General features: G+C 69.5%; 20 protein-coding genes, 1 pseudogene and 1 riboswitch. Of the genes and pseudogenes, 15 read left to right on the top strand and 6 right to left on the bottom strand.

Going from position 1 to position 23745, the window contains the following annotated elements; all coding sequences use genetic code 11:
• Positions 1–335: hypothetical protein (locus ACFC1R_RS23900; protein ID WP_375941752.1), on the top strand; the 335-nt coding region annotated here is incomplete at its 5' end.
• 46 nt (positions 336–381) lie between these two features.
• Here ACFC1R_RS23900 and ACFC1R_RS23895 read toward each other — a convergent pair.
• Entirely contained in the window at positions 382–1134 is a 753-nt protein-coding gene (locus ACFC1R_RS23895) for a hypothetical protein (protein WP_375941750.1), read from the bottom strand.
• 7 nt (positions 1135–1141) lie between these two features.
• Here ACFC1R_RS23895 and ACFC1R_RS23890 point away from each other — a divergent pair, with 7 nt between their 5' ends.
• The gene (locus ACFC1R_RS23890; protein ID WP_375941748.1) at positions 1142–1378 is read left to right on the top strand and encodes a hypothetical protein; all 237 of its coding nucleotides are present in this window, start codon (positions 1142–1144) and stop codon (positions 1376–1378) included.
• 953 nt (positions 1379–2331) lie between these two features.
• Positions 2332–2550 (top strand): hypothetical protein, encoded by a 219-nt coding sequence (locus ACFC1R_RS23885; RefSeq protein WP_375941758.1) that lies wholly within the window; start codon positions 2332–2334, stop codon positions 2548–2550.
• 388 nt (positions 2551–2938) lie between these two features.
• Here ACFC1R_RS23885 and ACFC1R_RS23880 read toward each other — a convergent pair whose 3' ends face one another.
• Both ACFC1R_RS23880 and ACFC1R_RS23875 read right to left on the bottom strand, forming a co-directional pair.
• Positions 2939–3682: a YcnI family protein gene (locus ACFC1R_RS23880; protein WP_375941746.1), complete on the bottom strand. Its 744-nt coding sequence runs from the start codon at positions 3680–3682 to the stop codon at positions 2939–2941.
• A 170-nt stretch (positions 3683–3852) separates the two neighbouring features.
• Positions 3853–4689, bottom strand: a complete 837-nt coding sequence (locus ACFC1R_RS23875; protein WP_375941744.1) for a hypothetical protein — start codon at positions 4687–4689, stop codon at positions 3853–3855.
• Between the two features lie 311 nt (positions 4690–5000).
• Here ACFC1R_RS23875 and ACFC1R_RS23870 point away from each other — a divergent pair.
• The 6 genes and pseudogenes from ACFC1R_RS23870 to ACFC1R_RS23845 form a co-directional block, all read left to right on the top strand.
• Positions 5001–5201: pseudogene (locus tag ACFC1R_RS23870) on the top strand (amino acid permease); the annotation flags it as partial.
• 215 nt (positions 5202–5416) lie between these two features.
• Positions 5417–6847, top strand: a complete 1431-nt coding sequence (locus tag ACFC1R_RS23865; protein WP_375941742.1) for a serine/threonine protein kinase — start codon at positions 5417–5419, stop codon at positions 6845–6847.
• A 291-nt stretch (positions 6848–7138) separates the two neighbouring features.
• Entirely contained in the window at positions 7139–7987 is an 849-nt protein-coding gene (locus ACFC1R_RS23860) for a hypothetical protein (protein WP_375941740.1), read from the top strand.
• Complete coding sequence (locus ACFC1R_RS23855; RefSeq protein WP_375941738.1) at positions 7980–9638, top strand: polyprenyl synthetase family protein; 1659 nt, start codon at positions 7980–7982, stop codon at positions 9636–9638. Before ACFC1R_RS23860 ends, ACFC1R_RS23855 begins: the two co-directional genes overlap by 8 nt.
• Positions 9635–10297 (top strand): hypothetical protein, encoded by a 663-nt coding sequence (locus ACFC1R_RS23850; protein ID WP_375941736.1) that lies wholly within the window; start codon positions 9635–9637, stop codon positions 10295–10297. The genes ACFC1R_RS23855 and ACFC1R_RS23850 overlap by 4 nt, the downstream gene beginning before the upstream one ends.
• Before the next feature lie 27 nt (positions 10298–10324).
• Positions 10325–11884 carry a hypothetical protein gene (locus ACFC1R_RS23845; protein WP_375941734.1) on the top strand — a complete coding sequence of 520 codons (1560 nt, stop codon included), beginning with the start codon at positions 10325–10327 and terminating at the stop codon, positions 11882–11884.
• A 260-nt stretch (positions 11885–12144) separates the two neighbouring features.
• Here ACFC1R_RS23845 and ACFC1R_RS23840 read toward each other — a convergent pair whose 3' ends face one another.
• The 3 genes from ACFC1R_RS23840 to ACFC1R_RS23830 form a co-directional block, all read right to left on the bottom strand.
• Entirely contained in the window at positions 12145–13317 is a 1173-nt protein-coding gene (locus ACFC1R_RS23840) for a peptidase M6 (RefSeq protein ID WP_375941732.1), read from the bottom strand.
• Between the two features lie 696 nt (positions 13318–14013).
• Positions 14014–16386, bottom strand: coding sequence for a Dyp-type peroxidase (locus ACFC1R_RS23835; protein ID WP_375941730.1), 2373 nt, complete (start codon positions 16384–16386; stop codon positions 14014–14016).
• A 140-nt stretch (positions 16387–16526) separates the two neighbouring features.
• Positions 16527–18428 carry a galactose oxidase-like domain-containing protein gene (locus ACFC1R_RS23830; RefSeq protein WP_375941728.1) on the bottom strand — a complete coding sequence of 634 codons (1902 nt, stop codon included), beginning with the start codon at positions 18426–18428 and terminating at the stop codon, positions 16527–16529.
• A 221-nt stretch (positions 18429–18649) separates the two neighbouring features.
• On the opposite strand from ACFC1R_RS23830, the gene ACFC1R_RS23825 reads away from it, so the two are divergent.
• The 6 genes from ACFC1R_RS23825 to ACFC1R_RS23800 all read left to right on the top strand — a co-directional run bounded on the left by ACFC1R_RS23825 (position 18650) and on the right by ACFC1R_RS23800 (position 23632).
• Positions 18650–19057: a hypothetical protein gene (locus ACFC1R_RS23825; protein ID WP_375941726.1), complete on the top strand. Its 408-nt coding sequence runs from the start codon at positions 18650–18652 to the stop codon at positions 19055–19057.
• Positions 19058–19426: 369 nt separating this feature from the next.
• Positions 19427–20020 carry a cation transporter gene (locus tag ACFC1R_RS23820; protein ID WP_375941724.1) on the top strand — a complete coding sequence of 198 codons (594 nt, stop codon included), beginning with the start codon at positions 19427–19429 and terminating at the stop codon, positions 20018–20020.
• Positions 20021–20313: 293 nt separating this feature from the next.
• Positions 20314–20488, top strand: a riboswitch (M-box (ykoK) riboswitch).
• A gap of 310 nt (positions 20489–20798) precedes the next feature.
• Positions 20799–22451 carry an NRAMP family divalent metal transporter gene (locus ACFC1R_RS23815; RefSeq protein ID WP_375941722.1) on the top strand — a complete coding sequence of 551 codons (1653 nt, stop codon included), beginning with the start codon at positions 20799–20801 and terminating at the stop codon, positions 22449–22451.
• 105 nt (positions 22452–22556) lie between these two features.
• On the top strand, positions 22557–22835 hold the full coding sequence (locus tag ACFC1R_RS23810; RefSeq protein WP_375941720.1) for a hypothetical protein: 279 nt from the start codon (positions 22557–22559) through the stop codon (positions 22833–22835).
• Between the two features lie 94 nt (positions 22836–22929).
• On the top strand, positions 22930–23178 hold the full coding sequence (locus ACFC1R_RS23805) for a hypothetical protein (protein WP_375941718.1): 249 nt from the start codon (positions 22930–22932) through the stop codon (positions 23176–23178).
• A gap of 13 nt (positions 23179–23191) precedes the next feature.
• Positions 23192–23632 (top strand): winged helix-turn-helix domain-containing protein, encoded by a 441-nt coding sequence (locus ACFC1R_RS23800; RefSeq protein WP_375941716.1) that lies wholly within the window; start codon positions 23192–23194, stop codon positions 23630–23632.
• Positions 23633–23745: the final 113 nt, after the last annotated feature.

Raw genomic sequence — 23745 nt, 5'->3', positions numbered from 1 at the left:
GGCGCAGCCGCGAACAGTGCGGCGTAGTCGACCGCCTGCCCGGCCGCACCTTCCTCGCCAGTCGCAGGGACACCCACGCCTTCAATCTACGCGGCGCGCTCGCGTGCGGCGCGCTTGAAGGGTCGGTGCCTCGGGCGGTGCAGCCCGCCTCGGCGCGCGGGAGTTCCGAGGACGTGTCCGGGGAGAGCCTGCCGGTTCCACCGACGACCAGCGCGCGCCTCATGATGCGACTTGTGATCGTCTCGGCGCCATGTGGCCACCGCACGCCGCACCTGACCGCGCAGGACGCCGTGCTGTCCAGGAGGAAGGTTGGCACCCGGAGCTGCGCGCGCTGATCGAGCAGGCCGACCCGGACAACAGCACGCTGCTGTCCGGGTCGCGTCAGGCGATGTGCAGCGTGAGCACCGCGGTGTGCAGTTGTCCGGCGGTCTGGAACTGGAGGAAGACCCGCCAGTTCCCGGGGTCGCCGAGTACGGCGTTGAAGGTCAGCGTCGGCCCGCCGTGGTCGCCGTCGACGACGTTCTGGGGATGGAGGTGGGCCAGTGCCTGGTTGCCCTCGTGGAAGGCGCTGAGGTGGGCGTAGCTGTCGAGGTACGGCTGGAGATCGCTGACCGGCTGGCCGTCCTTGCTGATCGTGACGGTGAGCCTGTGGGTCATCCCGGTCGTCGGCCCGCTCTGGACGGCGACGGTGTAGCCGTCGACCGTCGTGCTTTCGGCTGCGGCGGGCAGCGGCGCCGAAGCGGCTTCGCCGGGCACCGTCACGCTGCGGCTGAGGACGAACTCACTGCCCTTGAGGGGGCCGGTGTTCGGTGTGAACGAGGCGTACAACCGCCAGCTGCCCGGATCGAGGGCGGCCAGGTCGGCGGTCCACGTGCCGTCGGCGGCCATCGTCGGGTGCAGGTGCTGATAGCCGGTGAGGTCCGAGCGGATCGCATAGAAGTGCAGCGTCTTGGTCTGGACGACGGCGAAGTCGGTGATCGGCCGGCCGTCCGGGCCGGTGATGGTGAACGGGTAACTCGCCGCCTGGCCGGCCGGAAGACTGGTGGCCGTCGAGTTCAGGCGGTAGCCCTCCAGTTCGGCGGCAAGACCCTCACCGGCCGCCATCATGCCGGGCATCCCCGGCATGCTCGGCATGCTCGGCATGCTCGAGGACGCCGTGCCGGGCGTTGCCATCGCGCTCTGGTCCATACCGGGCATGCCCGGCATACCCGAGTGCTCGGAGTGCGAGGACGAACCGCATGCAAGGAGCGCGACGGCGAGCAGGGCGGTCGCACCGGCCGTCACGGCCCAGCCACGGGAGATCGAACGAGGAGAAGCGGACATCAGCAGGTCTTTCCTGTACGAGCGCGCCGAGAAGGGCGCGTGGATGAGCAGATAGGCGTGGCCGGGTCGGTCACGGTCGAGGCACCGTCACGCCCGTGCGACGCACACCGCCGGCAGAGGCCCTCGCCCGCCGTCCGGCCCCCGGAGTTGCTGCGCGGCGGTAGCAGCCCGACGGCGCGTGATCCCACCACAGGTCCACGGAGATCGTCGTGGCCGTCACGGTTCCGGTCGAGGGGATGAAGCTGCCCTGGGGGTCGAAGCCGTCCGACAGGTGGGAGCCGGTCGCGGGTCTGCGGTGCGCGACCGGCTCGGCGACAGCGGCCGGTGCAGGACGGCCGTCGGCAGTCAGGGACACGCCGCCACCGGTCACGGTCGCGGCGGCCAAGGCCGCGCCGGTGATGCGCCTGGTTCGACAGTGAGGTCCCATGGGCGGTCTCCTGTTCGTCTTCGGCCGGTGGCGCCGGATGCGCCTGGCCCGTGGCGGTGTGAGGACCGCGGAAGTACGGCCTCACGTGACAGGAGACCCGTGGCGGACGCAGTGATAACCGAAAAATCCGGTGGGCTCGGTCGAGCCCGTACCCGTTTCGCCGATTGCGGGCCCGGCCGGGACTGGCGCAGTACGCCCAACTCGGTCACCAGGGCCCGCAGGAACGTCTTACCCGACGGGAGCGCCGTGCCGGTGCGAAGGGTACGAGGGTCGACCGCGTCCCGGTCGACGGTTTCCGCTGTCGCCAGGGTCCTCACGATCTCGGCGGGATCCCGGGGTGGGTCCTTCGGCGTGGGGGCGATCCCGGCCACCGGTTTCAAGCGTCGGGTCGGCGCAATCGCCTTGTCGGCGCGTGCGTCCGATGCCACCCGGTTCGCGGGCGGATCACCAACGGGACGCACCAGCGGCCCGCCGCCCCACGGGTCTTTCGACGCCCGGGAGTTGGTTTGAACACTCCTGGTTTGCGGGCATCGCGGGGGTGGAGAAGTACGCCCACGACAGAGGCGGCTGAGGTGGCACAGATGCACGGCACCGGTACGGACCCGATCGCGACCTTCTGCGGGAACTGCAACTGCGGCTGTCCGCAGCTGTTTGTGGACCCAGCTGCTCCGGCGGAGAAGCGTGTGCGGATCACCGACGACTTCGGGCAGCAGGTCCAGATGAGCGAGGAACAGTTCCGCGACCTCGTCGCCCAGGCCAAGAGTGGCGCGCTGGACGACCTGGCCGCCTCGGCCGTCTGACAGCCCCGCATCCACAGCGACCTGCGGTCGGGCACAGCACAGCACAGCACAGCACAGCACAGCCGCAAGATCCGGGCCGAGTGGTCCTCCGCGTCGTCGTGCACGGTGCCGTGGCGCGGGCTCGCCGATGGCGCACATCTCGTGCGCGTGGTCCGGGCCGGGACGCCGAACGCACCGAAGGACCTTCAGGTCATCGCGCTACTGCTCCGCGACATCACCGCAGTTGCGGCGTCGCAGGCCGAACTCGGCGGCAGGCCACGCGTCGTGCTGACCGACATATGGCGCCAGCCGGTCGATTCCGGACCGGGCGGTGGGAGACGGCCCGGTGCCATGACCGGGCGGGGCCGGCGCGGAACGCGTGTGCTGCGTCCCGCACCGGCCCTGCCTGCTACGCCGAAGCGCCGGTGCTGTCGGTGCCCCGGCCGCGGCGGCCGAGCACGACGCCCGCCACCGCGCCGAGGACGCCGACGACGATGCCCGCGATGCCGAGGCCGCGGGCGGTGGAGTCGCTGCTGCTGCCCTTCGCCGTCGCGGTGTTCTGCTCGGCCGGGTCGGCCTTCGCGCTCGGTGCGGCGCTGGGGGCGTCGCTGCCGGCGGCAGCGGTCAGCTTGAGAACCGGGGCCGGATGCTCGGGTTCGGGCTGGCCGTCCTTGCCCTCCTCGATCCAGCGGACGACGTTGCCGTCGCTGTACGTCTGCAGGGCCTTGAAGACGACCTTGTCCGTGCCGTCGGGAAGCGCGCCGAAGTCGACGGTGAAGTCCTGGAAGTGACCGGGGGCGATCTGCCCACCCGTCCAGACGATCTGGGAGACGACATCGGTGATGTCGCCGTCGTCGGTGTGGATCGGGGTGGCGAGCTTGGTGGTCTGGATCTGGTCGGTCCAGCCCGGCACCGCGGCGACCATGGCGGAGGGGACCGGGTGGTCGGCGGGGAAGTCGATCTCGACCTTCACCGTGCTGGCCTTGTCGTTCTCGTCGGGCACGCGGAACGCGAAGGTCTGGTCGGTCGCGTCCTTGGCCACGCTGGACGGCTGCACGGTGACGTGCGCCGAGGCGGGTCCGGCGATCAGCAGCACGGTGGCACCGCCCAGGGCGGTGGCGGCGGCGAGGCGGTTCTTGAAGGACGGTCTCATGGCTGTGTGTTCTCCGTGTGGGAGCGCGTACGCACGCGCAGGGTCGGCCGAAGGGCCTGCCTGCGAGCAGGGGCCGTCGTCCGCCGACGTGAGGGCGTGCGTGCTGAGGTGATCACGGGCGCGGAGCCGCCGCCCGCCCGGACGGCGCCGAGGTGCGCTCGGCCGTCGGGTCAGGCAGCGGGAGCTGTCGGTGGACCTCGCCTGATCACGCAGTGCCGCAGCAGGACCGGTGACGGAAGCCGCCACCGTCGACCCGCTCCCGCAAGCCATGCGCAGAGCGGGCGCCACCCGCGTCCGATGCCGCCGGACAGTGCGGCGTCGAGCCGAGCGACGGCCTCGCGCAGCTTCGCGGCACACGCCTGCGCCGCAGCCGAGGCCGCCTCGGCGGTGGTGCGGACCAGCCGCCACACGGCCGCCTCGCCCCGCCGCAGCCACCATGCGGCCACCAGCGTGGCGGCTAGGTGACCGGCGAACATCGCGGGGCTCAGTCCGAGCAGCCAGGCATGGCACCACAGGGCGACGTGCGGCGCAGCTGCTGCGGAGGCGTGGGAACCGCTTCCGAGCGGCACGGCGAGCTGCGCTGCCACCGCCCTGGCGTGGGTGCCATCGGCCGTCCCCGTGCCGGACATACCCGGCATGTCGGCCATCCCGGCCATGCCCGCCGTATCCGGCATCGCTTGGGCCCGTACGGTCGTCTGCCCAGCGTGGAAGAGGGTCGTCTGCTCAACGTGGAAGAGGAGGTGCAGACCCAGCTGGCCGACGGCCAGCCCGCCGGTGATCGCGGCCAGTGACCGTTCCCGCCGCGCCCCGAGGACGGCCGCGCCCAAGGCCAGGACCCAGCCCAGGAGCACCGCCCGGGTCGGCACCGCGGCGCCGGACGCCAGCGTGTGGCCGGCCATGGCCAGCACGACGCAGACCGTCGCGAACGGCGTGGCACGCAGTACGCGAAAGTCGAGCGAGGCGGGGGGCGCCGGGAGAGGCGCGGCCCCGGTTGGGAAGGCAGACATGGCGGGCACATCATGACATCCGCGCCCGTGTCCTGTGCAGGGTGCCGCCAGCAGGAAGCGATGCGCGGAACATCTCATCGAAGGACAGACCATGGAGCAGACCCCGCAAAGGGCCGGTTGCCACCTCGCATCGACTCCGCATTCGCCAATGGCTTCATCCCCGAGACTCTGGAGTCGGCCGAGGTGATCAACGATCCGCACCAGGACAGTGACCACAGGGGCTTGCTCTTCACCTTCGGCGCGAGCAGCTGCTGAAGAGCAGCTCAGGAGACCTCCCAGCCTCATCGAGGCCAAGCAGGTGCAGGCACTGACGAACCCATGCCGTGGCGGTCGCCGTGGTGGTGGCGCTGACGGCGGTGAACTACTGCGGGGTGCAGAAGTCCGTCTGGCTGACCCGGGTGATCGTCGCGGTGACGCCTCTGTCCTCTGAGGCGCGCGTTCTCCAGGCCGCCGGGCCGCTGTTCTTCGCCTTCGCCGGCTACGCCCGCATCGCCGCCCTCGGCAGGGAGGTCGCCTCTCACACAGTGGCCGCCTGCGAGGGCCCGGTCGGCAGCCAGGTGGCGAAAATCGATCCGGCTCAGCCCGCCCTGCCCCTGGAGCGGCTCGACATGGGCAACAGGCGACCGAACTCGAAAGGCACGGAAAGGTCCAGCAGCCCTCTGAGGACACGCCCTCATTCGAGTGGCTGCCCGCAACCGGTTGTTGTCCGGCGGTATCTGTAACCGCTATGACTACCACTCGTAGCGCCAAGCCGACCGCGTTGCCGGACCATTCGGCGGGTCACGTCATCGTGACGGTCGCCGGATGCGGTGTCGGCGGCAGTACCGGCGACCGGGAATCGGCGCTTCAGGCGCAGCTGGGTTTCCCCGCCGGGCTGGCGGTGGACGAGGCGGGGAGCGTGTACATCGCCGATCACGCCACTCACCGGGTGCGGCGGGTGGATGCCGACGGAGTGCTCGTCACCGTGGCCGGGGACGGCCTGCGCGGCTACGGGGGAGACGGTGGCGCGGCGGCCTCGGCCCGGCTGGGTTTCCCGGCTGGAGTGGCACTCGACGCGCACGGCAACCTGTTCATCGCCGATGAGATGAACCACCGGGTACGGCGGGTGGACCCCGCCGGGGTGATCAGCACGGTGGCTGGGGACGGCAGTCGCGGGGAGGCGGGTGACGGAGGTGCGGCCACGTCCGCACAACTCTCGTCCCCGTGCTCGGTGGCCGTGGACGCCTCGGGGGTTCTGTACATCGCGGATGCCGGGAACCGCCGGGTGCGGCGGGTGGACGATCAGGGTGTCATCACCACTGTTGTCACGGAGCCGGATCCGTTCCTGCCGACCGGTGTCGCGGTGGACGCGGAGGGCGTCCTCCATGTCGCCGACGTCGCGGGGCGACGCGTGCTACGCCTGGACGCACAAGGTGTGCCGTCGACGATTGCCGGCCCGGCCGGCTTCGAAGCGCCGTGCGCGGTGGCGGTGGATTCCTCCGGCACCGTCTACGTCGCGGACAAGAACGGCCACCGGGTGTACGGGTTGACCGCCGACGGCACCGAGCTGGTCGCGGGCTGCGGGGTCCAGGGCGACGACGGTGACGGAGGCCCTGCGGCCGTGGCGAAGCTGTCGTACCCGTACGCGCTCGCCGTCGACGGCGAGGGCGGTCTGCTCATCGCCGACAACCTCAACCACCGCATCCGCAAGGTGCCGGGGAAGCCGGCGCCCGAGCAGGCGGCAGCCGAGCTGACAGTACGGCAGGAAGGCACAGTTGAGGCGCTGCCGGGGCAGGGTGGGCAGTACATCAACGTCCGGATCTCCTGTCGGCAGCCGTGGAACCCCGGCCAGGTCACGCACCGCTTCACGGCACCCGGCTGCCTGCTCTTCGAGCCGTACGCGGCCAGCGCGTACTACGGCGCGGACCAGTCGGTGACCGAGGGCGGCGAACTCGGCGTCCAGGTAACGGAAGACGGGCGGCTACTGCAGGTGACCTGCAGGCCGCATCTCAACACCGGTGGACAGAACGCCGACGTACTGGTGTACACGCTGGGCGTCAGAGTACGCCACGACGCCAAACCGGGCCGCTACACCAATGGTTGGGCGGCAATCGCCGGTCATCCCGGTGTACGCCTGAAGGGGACAGTACTGGAACCGGGTTCGACGCCCGCCGACTGAGCCGAGTTAATTTGTAGTCGAAGCACTACTCTTGGTTATGATGCAGGAGTGCTGACACCCCTGCTCCGGGCACCATGGCTGGGCTCACCCGGCCCGTTCCCCCGTGCCCCGCTGGACCACCAACTGGACCGCAGATGGCTGCACTACGCGTTCCTCTCCCGAGGCAACGAACAGGCGGTCATCGCCAACCTGTCCGTTCTGGGCCGCTCAAGCGGCTCCGTCCTGGCAGCTCCCGGTGCGCCCCCGGAGGGAAGGCGCAGTGGCACGGGATCGGTGGAAGGGGCGCAACACATGGCGATCCTCCTGGTCCACGAGCAGCACCTTGGCTGGAGCTCCACTCAGTTCAACGCCGACCAGCCCGAAGTCCCCTGGTCCGCTTTCGCGTTGCCGCACCCGCACCATGTCCCTCGCCCGCTGCGGATCGCGGCGCGGTCGGCCGGCCCGGCGCTGGACGTACGGCTGCGCCGTACGTCCAGGCCCTGCACCTCGCAGTGCGCGCCCTTCGCCGGTGACCAGCATCTGCGCTGGCAGTCCGAACCTGGGGTACTCGGCACCGGGACGCTGCGCCTGAGCGACGGGCGCGAGCAGGAAACCGACCTGCTCGGCTACCACGAGCGGGTGCGCGGCCGTTGGAGCTGGCCCGAACTGGGCGGCTGGGTCTTCGGTTTCGTCAACGACCCTTCCGGCGATCCGGACGCCGCACCACCCTCGGCCGTGGTCTTCACCTTCCTCCAGCCGCTCCATCCGCCCGAGGCCACCAGCGGCTCGGTCATGCTCTGGCGCCACGGCCGGATGGTGCGCCACTTCCCCCGCCGCACCATGCAGATCGCGGTCCAGGACGTGCTGGACCGCGACCAGGTCGTGTTGGTGCCCCCGCTCGCCCGGACACTGGGTACTCCGGCGGCGGCGATGGTGCCCCGCCGTCTCGTGGTTACCGCCCACCTGGGCGACGACCGGGTCGTGCTGGACTTCCACGCCCACACCGCCGCACGGATCGCCAACCCCTCCGAGACCAGCCTGCACCCTTTCAGCGTCCACGAGACGCTCGGCTCCTGCTCCGTCGAGGCCATCATCGGCGGCCGCCGCCTGGCCTTCGAGACCCGCGGCATCGTGGAGTTCGCCGGAGGTGCCCATGACTGACACCCTCACCTTCACCGGCGCCGGGCTGCTGGACGAGACGATCAAGGCGCTCGCCGACCGCGCCCCGGCGATCGTCGCCGCCGCGGCGGAGCAGATGCGCGGCATCCGGCTCGGCCTGCACTTCAACGACGGCAGCCACGCCACCCTCACCGTCCTGCACAGCCATCTGATCGTGGCACAGGAGCGCTGCCCGGATCCGGACGTCGAGGTCGCCTTCGACAACCGGGCCATGAACCTCGTCTTCGACCTGCAGCGCCGCCCCACGACGCAGGTCCTGTCCGAGAGCCTCGACGTCCGCGGCTCCCAGGAGCAGACCCTGGCCACCTGGCGGGCCTTCACCCTGCTCTCCCAGCGCGCCTCCGGGCTGCGCTCCATGCAGCAGCTGTGGGGCAGCTACCGCGAACAGGCACCCCAACTGTGGGGTACCAGCGCCGAAGCCGCCCCACCGGTCCGGGCCCGCTCGACGACCCGATGGCAGGCCCTGGACTTCCTCGCCGGGCTCGCCCCCACCGACACCCCCGACCAGCAGCGCCCCGCCCTGGTCGGTGGCACCACCGTCACCGCCCCGCGCCTGCTCTGGGACGGTCGACAGACCTTCCCCTGGTGGCACGAACAGCGCATCAGCGATGCGGACCTTCGCCAGACCATGGAGATCTGCCGCAGCCGCACCAACGAGGAGATGCAGCGCCTGATGCCCGACCGCGAACCGCGGGCCGAGCTCTACGACCTGATGCGCAGCTATCCGGCCCGCCAGGGCAAGGGACTGCGCCCCACCCTCACCATCGCGGCCTGCGCCGCCTTCGGCGGCCGACCCGAAGAGGCCGTACGCGCCGCCGCCGCGCTGGAGCTGTTCCACAACGGGTTTCTCGTCCACGACGACATCGCGGACGAGTCCACCCACCGCCGGGGTCTGCCCACGATGCACGAGGAACACGGTCTCGGCCTGGCGGTCAACGTCGGCGACGGGCTCAACCTGCTCGCCGTGGACGCGGTGCTGTCCAATCTGGAGACCCTGGGCCTGGCCCGCACCCTCGGCTTGATCCGGGAGACCCTGCACATGTGCCGGGAATCCATCGAGGGCCAGGCCATGGAGCTCGGCTGGATCCGCCACGACGTCGTCCCGCAGGAGGACGAGGCCTATTTCATCATGAGTACCAAGAAGACCGGCTGGTACACCTGCATCAGCCCCTGCCGCATCGGCGCGGTCTGCGCGGGTATCACCGACCCGGACGTCCTGGACCGCTTCGACGAAGCCTTCCGGCTGATCGGCATCGCCTTCCAGATCCAGGACGACATCCTCAACCTCGTCGGCGAAGAGGCCCTCTACGGCAAGGAACCGCTCGGGGACCTCCTGGAGGGCAAGCGGACCGTGATGCTGATCCACCTGTTCCGCACCATGCCCGAGCACGAACGGCCCCGCATGCAGCGCATCCTCCAGCGCCGCCGCACCGAGAAGACCCAACAGGACGCCGAAGAGCTCCTGTCGGCGATGCTCCGCCACGGGTCCATCGAGTACGCCACCGCCCTCGCGGACCGGCTCGCCGCCGAAGGCATCGCCCGCTTCGAGCGGGATCTGGAGATCATCCCGGAGAACGAAGGCAAGGCCGTGCTCCGCCAGATCGCCCACTACGTCACCACGAGGCCGCTGTGAACCGTCCCACCACCGTCGCCGACCAGGACGCCAGCGGCTCCGACCCACTCACCGACACGGACCACAAGGCCCTGGCCTTCCTCACCCGTACCAACTCGCACCTGCGCGCCTGCCTGTGCACCCTGGCCCGCCACGGCGTCTACCTGCGCGACCGTGAACCCGACCGTGCCCAGAGCCTGTTGACGGTCCTCGCACCCTGGCCGCTGTTCAAGGCGGGGCAGTTCCTCTTCGACCTGATGGAGTGGGAGGACTTCATGATCGACGGCGACCCGCCACCGCTGACCCCCACCGATCGCATCCTCGCCCAAGTCGGCCTCCCACTGCGCTGGATGGCCTCAAGTGCCACCGCCACCGCCCCCGGGCTCGTCCGAGCACTGCCTGTGCAGAACACCGCCGCCGCCCTCGACCTGCCGATCCGCTGGTTCGCCGCGACCGCACGCGCGGCCCTCGAAGGAGCAGCGGACGACCTGACCCGGCTCCTGCCCCGGCCCGCCCCCGCGCCGGCGTCCGAGGCCGACCTCCGCGGCGAGGCCAAGGACCTGCCGCCCCTGGAGGCCGGCTTCTACCTCTACCGGGACGTCGTGCTCGGCGCCCTGGTCGTCCTCGGCCCGCTGCTGGCCGGCCATGCCCCGCGGTCGGAACAACCGAGCGCCGGGTGACGCGACACCAACCCGAGGAGGAGACCCATGGCCACCCCGGCGGAAGCCGCCTTCCCCATCACCGAGTCGTTGACCAACAGCACCACCGACAACCCGAACTGGAAGCTGCGCGGCGAAGCCCGGCTCAACGGGAGCCTGGAACTCACCCCCAACAGCAGGGACAAGGCCGGCACGGCCTTCCTGGACGAAGCGTTCTCCTCCACCTTCGGGATCGCGGTGGACTTCGACTACGCCGTCCAGGCCGGAGCCCCGAACGGCGACGGCTTCTCCCTGTACCTGATCGACGGGGGCGCCACCACCGAACCGGGCGGCAGTGGGGCAGGCCTCGGTTACTCGCCGATGTCCGACAAGCCGGGAGTGACCAAGGGATACGTCGGCATCGGTTTCGACTCCTACGGCAACTTCGCCGGAAACCTGGCCGGTCCGGGCGGACCAGGCAGCACACCGAACATGGTGGGCATCCGCGGCTCGGGTGACCGGTTCTCCGGCTTCCGCTGGCTCACGGGGGCGACGGTCGGCAGTGGCTTCGGGGTCGGCTGGGACGAGCAGGCGCACGCACAGGTCGTGATCGCCGACGGTCGGATCACCGTCCGTCTGTCCAGCAGGACGGACCCCACCGGGCACACGGTGATCGATGGGTTCGACCTGCGTACCCCGGGCCAGGCGCCGATGCCGGCTACGTTCAAGCTCGGCTTCTCGGCCGGCACCGGCTATGCCACGGCAGCCCACCGGATCCGCAACCTCAAGGTCTCACTACCGGCCGAGATGCCGCTGCAGATCGCCGGACCGGGTGAGGCACAGGCGGGCACCCAGATCTGCTACACCGTCACAGTGCGCAACGAGGGGCCGAACGACGTACCGGACGCCGTGGTCGAAGGAGTGCTTCCCGAGCAACTGTCCGGCGTGAAGCGGCAGGTGACGACCACCGCCGGAGCGCGTGCCGGCCGCGGCAGAATCACCGGCGGCCTGCGTCAGCCGCTCGCTCTGCCCAAGGGCGCAACAGCCACCGTCACGGTGTGCGGCACGATCGCGCAGGGCTACACCGGGCCGCTCACCTTCGTCGCCCGGTGCACCTCTGCCAGCCGTTCGAACACCGCGGCACACAGCAGCGGAACGCTCGACACCGCCGTCACCGTATCGGCCCCGGAAGCACCGCTGAAGGTGTGGCAGCAAGGCGCCGTGGAGTACAAGCCCGTCCGCATCAGCACGGTGATCAACGTTTGCGTCACCCACGAGCGCAAGGACGCCACCGACCCAGGCACGCTCGCCCACGTCTTCACGGCCCCCACCGGACTCGTCTGGAACGGCTACGTCGCGGTCGGCTACTACGGGGCCGACATGACCGTCCACGGCGGTCCGCCTCAGATCGAGGCCATCGTCAGCGACAGGGGCAGGACGCTGACCTTCACCCACAACCCGCACGTGTACACCGCACCGGACGACCGGGATGTGCTGGTCTACGTCTGCGGCGTCGACGCAGAGCCCGACACCCGGCCCGGCCGCTACACCGACGGAGCGGCCCGCATCGGTGCCGCGCCGCCGGCGACCCTTCACGCCACCGTCCTCGGGCCGGAGGCGGACGACTGAACGCGGACGGCAGGTGCGCATTTCCGCTTCCTCAGGAGTACCCGGCGAATCACCAGGGGACCGGTTTGAGGACACTGTGCTCTGTGACGGCCTGTACGGCCGCCCTCGACCGGGCTTCCACCGGATCTGCCTGGAGTGACGCGCGCACCAGGATCGACTCGTGCTTCCCCAGACGCTCTCCGGCTTCGCGGCGAGTGCGGTGTGGTCGCCCCGACCCACGGACCAGACCATCCGACGATCAGAACACTCGGTGCTTCAGGTCACCACTTGATGGCGTTCACCGTGCTGTTGTTGTCGTCGGCGGTCCGGACGGTGAACTGGACGTTGGCGGTGGGGTCGTAGAAGGTCTGGCCCGGCTGCCAGGTGGCCATGTCGAGCGCGCCGCAGCCTGCCGGCGGCGCCGGGGCGTTCGGGTTGCGCACCACCCGGATCGGGCCCCGGCCGGTCGCGATGGAGGTGTCGACCTTGTAGATGAGGACGCCGCTGGAGCAGGCGTTGTCGTCGTTCTCTGCCTTCCTGCGGGCCTCGGCGACGTAGGCGGTCGTGGGGCCGGTTTTGACCACCAGGAGCTTGTGGCCGCCGGTGTACTCGACCCCGTTCAACGCGATGGTGTTCTGGGTCCTGGACTGGAACACACAGACGACCTGGTCGTCGCCGATCCACCCGAACTTCCACGATTCCCAGCCAAAGTACTGCGGGCCCCGGCCGGTGATGTGGCCCATGAGGTCCCAGCCGCCGGTGTACTGGAACTGATCGCCGCTGAAGGCGTACAGGTCGGGCGCTCCGAAGAGGTGCACGGTCTCATGGTCGGCCACCTTGAAACCCCAGTACCACATGTCCGTACCGAACGTCGCCGCCGAACGGATCCTGGTGCCGTTGATGACGATCGGGTTGGAAGGGGTCCAGAACCATGCGGTGGAGTGGCCGATCCGGGAGTGGTTGGTCGGGACGATGTAGAACAGGTCGTACCCGGCCAGGCCGGCGCCGGCGTTGGCTGCGGCCCGGAGCGCGTCGGTCACGTACCGGGTGTGCTGCTGGTAGGTGAGACTGGAGAATCCGTAGGATTCGGAGCTGGACGGCATCCGGACCCACCGGTCCAACACCGATCGCATGTTCAGCGAGGTCTTGCCGTACGAGGCGTTCCGCATCCACTCGGCGGCCGGGGACAAGAGGTTGTAGTAGTCGGTGACGTCACCGGCGCCGGCCGTGTCCGGGAAGTCCACGTACACCACACCGACGTTCTTGGTGCCAACGGGGTTCTGGAACTGGGTGTAGTCGGTGTTCTGGCCTTCGTTGACCTCAGCTCCTCGCCCCTGCAACGCACACTGCGAGGTGCTTCCGTTGAAGGCGTGGGCCAGCTGGCCGGGGGCAGCGGTCACGGCCAGCAGAGCCAGCAGGACGCACAGGGCGAAGGAGAGGAGAGCGCGCCGCATTCGGTAGATCGAGAAACGCATGGCATGCCTATCGGGGAGTGGGGATTCGGGATTCGGTCGGCCACGAGCTCCTGCCGCCGACTGGCAGCGGTTGCCGGAAGGGCACCGCCGCGGACAGGGCACTTGCGCGCGAAGGTTCGGGGGGCGCTCCGGCGGTGACGTGGCGGTCCGCGCATCGTCACCGGTCTTCTGGACCTGGCAGTTGTGTTGACCGCTGGTCAGGCGTCTCCTCGGCAGGGTGGGCCGCGTGTTCGGCAGCGACGAGCAGGATCTCCATTTCGGCGGCCTCAGTCGTCGTGACCTCGACCAGCCGGCCTCCGCCGTACGGGTCCCCGTTGATCTGTTCCGGTGAGGTGGGATCAGCTCGACGTTCGGGGTGGCGATCACGCCGGTCACGAGAGCGTGGACGTCGAACGACGCCTTGACGGGTTACGGCCACTTCACCCAGGCGGCAGAGGTGATCGTTGCGGGCTCACGTACCTGCACGACTTTCACAGCGACACCGCGTTCCTCGTCGGCCCCGACAAGCTCTCCCGATGCATGAAGGGCGCTGTCGACCGAGTCGATCGTCAAGGGCCGGCCCTTTCCCGGTGTCCAGGACTACCCTCTGGACAACCTTGCCCACCCACGCCGGCAAGAACCTGTCCGGCTCCCGCTCGTAGGGCGGGCGCCGGACAGCCGAGGCGCAGCCGACGGTTACGGCTGGCGGCACCAGACTGCAGTCGGACGGTCCTCCCGCAGCAGGTCGTCCTGGTGGTTGCCGCCGTGGTTGACCATGATGACCCGGTACTTGTCCTGGTGAAACACCCAGTACCAGTGCTGGCCGCCGCTCGGGTCGTCCCTGCCGGGGACGGGCAGGAAGGCATCCACCCTGGTAACGCCTTCGAGCGAGCGCCAGAGGCTGAGCTGCCGGTCGTCCCGCTGAAGCCGGTCGGGGTGCGCCTGGCCGGAGCGGCCGATGGAGATCAGCCGGTAGCGCTGGCTCACCGGGGTGTTGTGGAACACCCAGTACCAGTGCGAACCGTCACTGGCGGGCCGCATGTCGGGGACGGGCAGGAAGGCGTCCACGTGGGTGACAGGAGTTGCCCCGCCGAACGACCCCCACCTGCTCAGCGGCTGGTCGACGCCGACCATCTGGCTGGTGTACGGCTCGGAGGCGCCGATGGTGATGTAGCGGTAGACCTGGTTGCCGCCCACGGTGTGGAAGACCCAGTAAGCGCTCTTCCCGCCAGCCCGCTGCTCGTCGAAGACGGGCAGGATGGTGTCGATCTGGGTGACACCCTTCAACGCGGGCCAGCCCGAGTACGGTCCCACGGTCTTGATGACGACCCCGGTGCGGTCGTCGACCGTTCCGGTGGTGAGCTGGCGGGTCTCGGCGCCGCCGATGGCGATCAGGCGGATCGTGCCCTGTTGGAACGTCCAGTAACGACCCTCCACGTCGGGCAGCGGAAGGATGCAGTCCACCGCCAGGTTCTGCGTCACGACCGGGTGCTTGGTCTCCTCGGCGAGTTCGCCGGTGAGGCGCCCCTGGGCGAGCCGGCGCAGCGTGGTGATCGAGGGGGTGAAGCAGTAGAGCGCACCGCGGGTCTGGACGAACGGCCTGAAGTCCAGGGTGGTGGTCTGCCGCTCGCCCGCAGGGGACTTGCCCTCCCAGTTGACCCGGCCGTCGTTCACGGTGGCGAGCTGGCCACTGACCAGCGGGTCGGGACCAGGCTTGGCCTTGCGGCCGGGCGGGAAGTCGGGATCATTGATCCAGTTGGCCTGGATGAACTCGAACTGGGCGACCAGGTCGGCCTGGTAGCAGACGAAGAGCAGGCCGCGCTCGGCGTCAGGGCTGTTCAGGTCGTCGCCGCTCGTGGGGTCGAAGGGCTGTCCGTAGGGGGCACCGCGGCGGATGATCCGGCGGGCGTCGATGAACGACTCGTCGACCAGCGTGCCGTCGACGAGCCCGGCACGGGGGTTGGTCGTGCGCAGGTGGGAGAAGAGCGGGGTGATCAAGCCATCGGGGTCGTCCGGGTCGCCCAGGTACTTGAAGTCGTTGTCCGATCCAGCGGCCGTGCCACCGGGCTGGTCGGGGTGCTTGCACACCGGGGAGCCGTCGCGCCAGCGGCCCACCAGCCGGGCGGCGAACCAGTCCCGCCTCGTGTCCTGCGGCACGGCCTTGAGGTCCTTCAGCCGTCGCAGTTGGGCGTCCACCTGCGCCCACCAGCCGGGGACGTCCTGTTCCAGGCGGCGCACCACCTGGAAGGAGCCGTTGTGCATCCAGGCGGGGATGGTCTTGACGGCGGCGGTGCCTGAGTCGTGCGTCGAGGCGAGCTTCTTCCCGATGACGAACTCGCCGGCCGGGACGATCCGGGTGCCGGGATGCTTCTTGGAGTAGAAGATCTTGTCGGAATCCTTGCCGGTGAACCTGTTGGGGTCCGGCTCGTCGAAACCCTCGACTTCCGGCTCGCTGACCCCGTCCTTGAAACCGAAGTGTTCCTTGCCCTTCTTCTCTCCCGGCAGGGCCGCGCCCTTCTGCTCGTAGACGACGAGTGCACCGGCCTGGCTGGCGGCCGCCTTCTGCTCCTCCACGGCCCCGTCGAGGCCGTTCCTGGTGTCGGAAGCGACGGTGAGCACTGCGTGGACAGTGGGCTTGGTCGCGCAGCCGAACACCCAGTGCCTCGGGTCGTTGTCGTCGGTGTCGCCGAGGGCGATCGACCGCGCCGGGTCGGCCGGGCCCTGGATGAAGGCCTCCAGCGTGTCACCGGTCTTGGCCTCGGCCTTCAGCAGGTCCGGTTGGCCGGTGAGGAACTGCAGGCCCTCGTAGGTGAAGCTGAGGCCCAGCCAGGTGATCTTCAGCGTCGTCGGGTCGTCGCCGCCGGAGGACTGGCGGGCTTCACTGAAGGCCTCGTTGAACTCGGCGACCTTCTTGGTGGTGGCGATCTTGGGGGTGATCTTCTCCAGCCAGGTCCGGGCCGCCGGGGCGTCGCTGAATTGGAGGAGCAGCAGTGTCATGTGGTCTTTTTTGAATCCGGCGATGATGTCGCCCTGGATTTCGGTGTCCTGGCGCAGGCTCAGGTCGGCCATCAGTTGATCCGTTCGTTGTCTCCGTAGGTGGAAGCCCCGCATGGGAAGCCATGAGTTGGGGCCCAGGGTGGGAAGCGCCCCGGACGGGGGCCGCGTCCCGGCGACCCCTCGGTCCCCACTCGGGGCGTTGAGGGCGTGGGTCAGGCGTTCGGGCCCAGCTGGATCCACTTGGCGACACTGGGCACCCCTGCGTCGTTGAGCAGGAAGAGCATGTAGTAGCCGGGAGGGGCGTCGTTCGTCGAGGCCGGGCTCTGGAAGACGAGCTGGCCGCCCGCGCGGCTGACGAGCTTGAGCTCCAGGCGGCGCTGGCTGGTGTCCACCGAGTGCGTAGAGGTGATGGGCGCGACCAGGACGGCGCGCGCGGCCTGGGTCGGTGTGTTGGTGTTGATCCGGAACGTGGTGTTGTAGCCGACCGGGTCGGTCGGCGCGGTGCGGATGTCCGGGCGGGGGCCACCCTGGTGCAGGTACGGCGGCTCGTAGATCTCAATGGTGCCGTTGAAGCCGGACTTGATGTCCGGGTTGTTGGCGATCTGTTGGAGCTCGTCGCCGGTGACCATGATCCGACCGTCGGGCAGGATGACCGCGTTGGAGTGGTAACCGCGCGGCAGCCTCTGGACCGGTCCGAGGGTCCAGTTGCCGTCTGCGTCCCGCAGTTCGGTCTGGCGGTACTTCAGGTCGGCGTTCGGGTTGTAGTCGCCGTTGCCGTAGTCGCGGATGCCGACGGCCCCGTTGATGGTGAACAGGTTGCCGTTGGGCAGGATGAGCGTGTCGTCCTGGGCTCGGCCGAAGTGCCTCGGGGTGTCCTTGGTCCACCGGCCACCCGAGAACTTGTAGGTGTTGGGGTCGTCGTGGTTGCCGCCGAGGACGAGCACCGAGTCCGGGCCGTTGGTGCCGTTGGGCAGGGCGACGGCCGAGCCGTACAGACGCAGGCCGCCGTCAGGGCGGTTGGGCAACGAGGCTCGGGTCTCGTTCACCGGGTCGAAGGTGAACTGCTGGTCAGCGCTGCGGCCGAACCCGTAGACCTTGCCGTCCCTGAGCGAGAACAGGTGCGGGTAGTCCGCCCGGTAGGGGGCGCCCTGGTTGGGGCCTCCGCTCGACCACTGGTCCAGTGCGACGTTGTCGGGTGCCTTCGACTTGTCGTAGAAGACGCCGGTGCCCTTGGCCGGGAAGCGTTCGATGATCGGGGTGGGGGTGCCGAAACCGAGCTCGGACTGGCCGGACATGATGAGCTGGCGCCCGTCGGCGCCGGTGACTGCGGTCGGGTACCAGCGGCCGACCGCCATGTCCTGCTGCTGGTGCCAGGTCTCGGTCCACGGATCGAAGACCAGGGCGAGCTTTGCACCGGTACCGCCGTTACCGCCGAGGTTGCCGCCGAAGATGCCGACCATGCCGTTGGGCAGGTAGGAGTGGCCGGCGCAGAAGAACGGCGCAGGACGCGGCTCGTTCAGACCGTCCGGCATGTTGACGATCGGTGGGGGGACGGCCTGGAAGGCGCCCGGGTCGCCGGGTCGGTCGGGGGCGGGTGGCGTCCAGAGGTAGGCGCGGCCGGCGTTCTGCTTGCCGATGACATCGGTGGGCGCGGGCTCCTTCTGCGGGTTGTCCTCGACCGCTTCGAAGGAGAAGACGAGCACCTTGCCGGTGGGCAGCAGCGCGATATGGTCCCCGTAGTCGGGGGAGGAGATGTACTCGGTGAACTTCCCGAACTGAGCGGGGTCGAAGTTCGCGTTGATCTGCGCCTGTGTGGCGGTCAGCATGTTGAACCGGTTGGTGCGGGTGGTCTGGGGGTAGCCGGTCTGGACGGCCCGCAGGCCGATCCGGTCCCGGGCCATAGCCGTGGCGGCCGAACGCCCGAACGCGGCCACTTCGTCGGTCCGGACCTCGGCCTTCACCTGCTCATCGGTGACGCGCAGCCCGTGGTTCCCGGAGAAGGGGTCGGTCGCGGCGGAGGCGGCCGCTGCGGGGGACGTCAGGACGGTCGTGGTCGACAGTGCGACGGCGACGGCACTGGCCGCCAGCACCGCCGTCGGTCTTCTGCGTGGCATGGGGTTCCTCGCGATGTGCCAGTCAGGGCTGCGGTGCAGCGACACGGGTGACAACGATCAGCGGCAAGTACAGCACGATCAGTAGTCGTTCGTACGCAGACACTCCAGTAGCTGCATGATCAGTTGTCGACACACCGTCACCGTGCGTGTCGCCCTGGAGGATCTCCACCACCGTGCTGAAATGTCCGCGAATCCCCCACGCCAGACCCCAGGAGCGACACGTGTCCAGCAAGAAGAGGATCGTCATGGCCGCCGCGGCGGGAGTTTTCGTCCTCGCCGCCACGAGCGGCTCAGCGGCGGCGACCCCTAGCATGCTCGCGCCGCACGCGGTGGCCGGCGACACCATCCAGGGCGGCGCCGACGGCAAGCCACACGAGCTGCTCTGCCCGCCCGACGAGAACGTCTACGGAGGAGGATTCAGCGTAACTCCCAGTGCAAACCGCAGACTTGACGAACGTCCGACTGACGTACTGGAAAGCCGCCCCAACGACGACGCCACCGGCTGGATCGTCGCCGTGCGCAAGTCCGATTGCCCACCGGACGGTCAGCACGGCGACTCCAAGCCCGCGAACCTCACCATCCACATCGTGTGCACCGAAGGCGAGTACAACACCAGCCTCGGCGGCTGACCCCTGTTTCCAGGCGCGCTCCACCGAAGCGACCGGGCCAACCGGGCCGGGCGCAGTCGGACGCGGTCCCGGCCCGACCAGCGCCTGCTCAACCCAACCGCCCGGCCTCGGCCAGCGCAAGCGAAGGGGAGATCGCCCCGACGGCGACCAGCAGCCCGCAACCACGGCCTCCGTCCCCCAGGAACGTACGACCGCGCAGCCAGCACCGCCAGCAGCAGCGCGACGGACGGCATCTCGGTGAGCGAGGTGTTCAGGACCGGGTTTCTTGGGCTGCGTCGGCATGGACGGCTCATCGAATCATCCCGCGCCGTGGCGCCGCGGTCCGAGCCGGATAGGCGGGCGCGAAACGGGCTCTGCGACACTCGGCGCATGACGACCTCGAACGATGCCGCCCATACGGCCCTGCTCCGCCGCGGGTTCGCGCTGGAATACACAACCCTCGCGTGGAACGCAGTCGGCATCGTGGTCCTCGCCGTGGCCGCTATCTCCGCCCGCTCTGTGGCACTGGCCGGCTTCGGTCTGGACTCCCTGATCGAGATCGGCGCTTCCACGGTGGTGGTCTGGGAGCTGTCGGGCACCTGCGAGGACCGCCAGCGCAAGGCCATGCGGCTGATCGGCTGGGCCTTCGTGGCGCTGGCGCTCTATTTGCTGGTCCAGTCGACCTGGGCCCTGACCAGCGGCTTCCACGCCCATCACAGCCCCGCCGGAATCGCCTGGACCGCGATCACCGCCGTGGTGATGTTCGCTCTGGCTTACGGCAAGGCCCGCACCGGCGCGGCGCTGGACAACCCCGTCCTCAAGACCGAAGGTCGGGTGACGTTCATCGACGGCCTGCTGGCCACCGCCGTGTTGCTCGGCCTGGTCCTTAACGCAGCCTGGGGGGTTTGGTGGGCCGATCCGCTGGCTGGATACGTGATCGTTTACTACGGCATCAAGGAAGCACGAGCCGCCCTGGCCCACTGACGTTGGGCCAACGCTGCACGTTCAGCAACGCACCGACCCGCCCCGAACGAGATCGACCCCCGGCTTCGCCGGGGGTCGATCCTGCTTGAGATCCAGCTTCTCTTCGTTCGGAGAAGCCGATCCGTTGGCCGGATACGTGACCGTCTACTACGCGCTCCGCGAGGTGAAGGAGATCTTCTCCGGCGAGCACTGAGCGGCGGCGGCGCCACGGTTCTTCAAGCCTTGTGCGTCAAGGTTAGGTAAATATAGCCCGGCGCACGGCTCCACAGGGTCTACGCTTTACAAGGTTTGAACAGGCACCTCGTTCGGTGAGGCGTCTTCACGGACACAGGCCACTGACCCGACGACGTCGAGAGACGCCCAGGTTCAGGACAGATCTTCCCGACCTAAGGGTTGATCCCAAGTGGCTTCCCCCGCACGGGGGATCACGCCGTGAAGTGCCAAAGCTCTGACGAGTTGGGGTGTACCGGTCGTCTTCGCGCGCCGGGACGCTCCTTGCCGTGTCGATGCGGCGCACAATCGGTGCGCCCCCGGCCGGGAGGAGGCGAGAGACATGGATTCGAGTTGCAGTAGTCCGGGCCACAAACGGCCCCCCACCCGCCTGTCCTCGCTCTTCTCCGGCACGCGGTAACAACCTTCCCTGCGCGCTTTCCTGACGCACCATCACTCCCGCACGGCCTCATGCCGCCGCGGGTCGCCGTGGTGCGCGCTCGCAGGGGGGATTGCTGCTGCGCGCCCCCGAACTCCCCCTGCGCACGGGGGAACAGGGAGGTTCGTCATGACCGACACCACCACCGCCATCGGCGCCGCCATCCCGGCCCAGCGCACCGCCGTCCTGGACGACGCCCACCTGGGTGACATCAAGGGCGCGCTCGGCACGATCAGCCTCGATGACAACGCGCCGCGCCAGGGCCTGTCCGCGAAGCTCAAGACCCTGCTGGCGATCATCGGCCCCGGCCTGATCGTCATGGTCGGCGACAATGACGCCGGCGCCTTCTCCACCTACGGCCAGGCCGGCCAGAACTACGGCACCCAGCTGCTGTGGACTCTGCTGATGCTGGTCCCCGTGCTGTACGTCAACCAGGAGATGGTGCTGCGCCTGGGCGCCGTCACCGGGGTCGGCCACGCGAGACTGATCCTGGAGCGGTTCGGCAGGTTCTGGGGCGCGTTCAGTGTCATCGACCTGTTCCTGCTCAACGCCCTGACCCTGGTGACCGAGTTCATCGGCGTCACCCTCGCGGCCGGCTACCTGGGCCTGCCGAAGGTCGCCTCGGTGGTCCTGGCGGCGGCGATCATCGTCGCCTCGGCGTTCACCGGCTCCTTCCAGCGCTTCGAGCGCGTCGCGGTCACGCTGTGCGTCGGCTCGCTGCTGCTGGTGCCGATCTACTTCCTGGTCCACCCGAAGACCTCGCAGATGGCGCATGACTTCGTGGTGCCGACCATGCCGGGCGGCTCCGGTGAGCTCGCGGCCGTGATGCTGGTGATCGTCTCCATCGTCGGCACCACCGTCGCCCCGTGGCAGCTGTTCTTCCAGCAGTCGTACGTCATCGACAAGCGCATCACCCCGCGGTTCATGAAGTACGAGAAGATCGACCTGTGGATCGGCATCGCCATCGTCATCATCGGCGCCGCCGCCATGATGGGCTTCACCGCCACCGCCTTCGCGGGCACCGACGGCTTCGGCCAGTTCTCCGACGCGGCCGCGGTCGCCAAGGGCATCGAGGACAAGGCCGGCCACCTGGCGGGCGTGCTCTTCGCCATCGCCCTGCTGGACGCCTCGATCATCGGCGCCTTCGCCGTCTCGCTGTCCACCGCCTACGCGATCGGCGACGTCTTCGGCATCAAGCACTCCCTGCACCGCGGTGTGAAGGGTGCCAAGGGCTTCTACGCGATCTACGCCGGCCTGGTCGTGGTCGCCGCCGCGATCACCCTGCTGTCCACCGACTACACCCAGGGCCTGATGACGCAGTTCGTCCAGGTGCTCGCCGGTGTCCTGCTGCCCTCCGCCACCGTCTTCCTGCTACTGCTCTGCAACGACAAGGCCGTCCTCGGCCCCTGGGTCAACGGCCCGAAGACCAACGCCTTCACCTCGGCCGTGGTCGGCGTCCTGGTCATGCTGTCGCTCATCCTGACCGCCGCCGTCGTCTGGCCGGACATCAGCTCCGAGGCGATCCTGTGGATCATGGCCGGCTGCGGCGTCGCCGGGGTCCTGGTCGCCGGGTACTTCTTCACCTTCGGCCGCCGCGGCACCAAGGAGGACCCGATCGACCGCACCGGCCGCGAGAACTGGCGGATGCCCCCGCTGGAGACCCTGGAGAAGCCGGTCATGTCCACCGCCCGCAAGGTCGGCATGGGCGCCCTGCGCGCCTACCTGCTGATCGCGATGATCATGGTCATCATCAAGATCGTCCAGACCGCCATGGGCCACTGACCCTGCTCCCCGGGGCGGTGGCGGACCCGATCATCCGCTGCCGCCCCACCCGCCCGGAAGCCTGACCCGCCCCTCACACCGAGGGAGAAGAGGAAGGGAGAAGCCGTGCATCACACCCTCCCCGCCAGGCAGCACACCTGCCCGCGCGTCGCCCTGGCCCTGCACGACGGCATCGAGCGCGCCTACCGCCTCGACGACCCCGGCACCTGCCCGCACTCCGGCACCGCCAACACCATCGTCTCGGCCTACGAGCCGCGCGTGCACCTGGCCTACCTGCTCGCCCGCCAGGGCCACCACGCCGACTGGCTCGTCCGCTTCGCCGACCTGCCGCCCGCCGCGGCCCACCGGCTCACCAGAGCCGCCCGGCACTCCGCCGCCTGCTGACAAACGCGCAGGCCCACACCCACGCTCACCCGCCCACCCGGCCCCGGTGTGCCTTCGGCATGCCTGGCAGCCGGTCCGATGGAGGTGATCCGCCATGTCCGTCTTCACCGCGATCCACGTACCCCCGCCGCTCGCCAGGCCCCGTACCGGCCTGCGCGCCGCCCTGGCCGGCGTCGTCCGCCGCCTCGCCGCGAGCCCGCTCGACCACCCGGTCCTGTACGCCGTCGCAGCCCAGGCCTCCGCCGGACCACCAGTGCGGATGCGCTCGCGGTGGCACACCGTCACCACCCCCGACGGCTCCCGGCGACTCGAAGCCAGCTGGCACCCGGCCACCGACCACTGAAGGAGGGACAGTCATGGTCGTCCGCTACCCGCGTCTGAACGTCATCTTCTCCGAGCGCGCCACCACCCCGCCGCCGCCCAGCCGACCCGAACCGAAAGCGGCACCGCCCGCACCGCCCCACCTTGCCCGCTACATCAGGGACGGCCTGGCGGTCGACCTCTCCCTCCGGTCGGCCATCGTGGAGGGCCGCGAACTCGACCTCACCTACCTGGAGTTCGAGCTCCTCGCACACCTGGTCGCCAACCCACTGCGGGTCCACTCACGCCAGCAGCTGATGGAGAACGTGTGGGGCCGCCCCGACAACGGCGACACCCGCACCATCTCCACCCACATCGCCCGTATCCGCCGCAAGCTCGGTCCCGTCCACGGCGCGGCCATCGCCACCGTTCGCCAGATCGGCTACAAGTACGACCCGCGCTTGACCGCCGCCGGCCCGGCACCCCTGTCCCCCTGACCCCGTCCGGCCGCCGCAATCCCCGTCCGAGGAGGTGCCCCGTGCACGCCCAGACCACCGTCGACTTCCCGATCCGCCTCACCGCAGCCGTCGCCGGCGGGGCCCTGATCGGC

The organism is Kitasatospora sp. NPDC056138 (assembly GCF_042264695.1).
In the GTDB taxonomy this organism is placed as follows: domain Bacteria; phylum Actinomycetota; class Actinomycetes; order Streptomycetales; family Streptomycetaceae; genus Kitasatospora.
The sequence above is the reverse complement of the archived record's forward strand: the minus strand, read 5'-3'. Positions and strand labels throughout refer to the sequence as shown.

Excerpts from the sequence above, each read along its gene's own strand:
- ACFC1R_RS23860 (WP_375941740.1), top strand. The coding sequence starts at position 7,139 with ATGGCGATCCTCCTGGTCCACGAGCAGCACCTTGGCTGGAGCTCCACT.
- ACFC1R_RS23880 (WP_375941746.1), bottom strand. The coding sequence starts at position 3,682 with ATGAGACCGTCCTTCAAGAACCGCCTCGCCGCCGCCACCGCCCTGGGC.
- ACFC1R_RS23865 (WP_375941742.1), top strand. The coding sequence starts at position 5,417 with ATGACTACCACTCGTAGCGCCAAGCCGACCGCGTTGCCGGACCATTCG.
- ACFC1R_RS23805 (WP_375941718.1), top strand. The coding sequence starts at position 22,930 with ATGTCCGTCTTCACCGCGATCCACGTACCCCCGCCGCTCGCCAGGCCC.
- ACFC1R_RS23855 (WP_375941738.1), top strand. The coding sequence starts at position 7,980 with ATGACTGACACCCTCACCTTCACCGGCGCCGGGCTGCTGGACGAGACG.
- ACFC1R_RS23890 (WP_375941748.1), top strand. The coding sequence starts at position 1,142 with ATGCTCGAGGACGCCGTGCCGGGCGTTGCCATCGCGCTCTGGTCCATA.
- ACFC1R_RS23820 (WP_375941724.1), top strand. The coding sequence starts at position 19,427 with ATGACGACCTCGAACGATGCCGCCCATACGGCCCTGCTCCGCCGCGGG.
- ACFC1R_RS23885 (WP_375941758.1), top strand. The coding sequence starts at position 2,332 with ATGCACGGCACCGGTACGGACCCGATCGCGACCTTCTGCGGGAACTGC.
- ACFC1R_RS23835 (WP_375941730.1), bottom strand. The coding sequence starts at position 16,386 with ATGGCCGACCTGAGCCTGCGCCAGGACACCGAAATCCAGGGCGACATC.
- ACFC1R_RS23800 (WP_375941716.1), top strand. The coding sequence starts at position 23,192 with ATGGTCGTCCGCTACCCGCGTCTGAACGTCATCTTCTCCGAGCGCGCC.
- ACFC1R_RS23815 (WP_375941722.1), top strand. The coding sequence starts at position 20,799 with ATGACCGACACCACCACCGCCATCGGCGCCGCCATCCCGGCCCAGCGC.
- ACFC1R_RS23845 (WP_375941734.1), top strand. The coding sequence starts at position 10,325 with ATGGCCACCCCGGCGGAAGCCGCCTTCCCCATCACCGAGTCGTTGACC.
- ACFC1R_RS23830 (WP_375941728.1), bottom strand. The coding sequence starts at position 18,428 with ATGCCACGCAGAAGACCGACGGCGGTGCTGGCGGCCAGTGCCGTCGCC.
- ACFC1R_RS23840 (WP_375941732.1), bottom strand. The coding sequence starts at position 13,317 with ATGCGGCGCGCTCTCCTCTCCTTCGCCCTGTGCGTCCTGCTGGCTCTG.
- ACFC1R_RS23875 (WP_375941744.1), bottom strand. The coding sequence starts at position 4,689 with ATGTCTGCCTTCCCAACCGGGGCCGCGCCTCTCCCGGCGCCCCCCGCC.
- ACFC1R_RS23895 (WP_375941750.1), bottom strand. The coding sequence starts at position 1,134 with ATGCCGAGCATGCCGGGGATGCCCGGCATGATGGCGGCCGGTGAGGGT.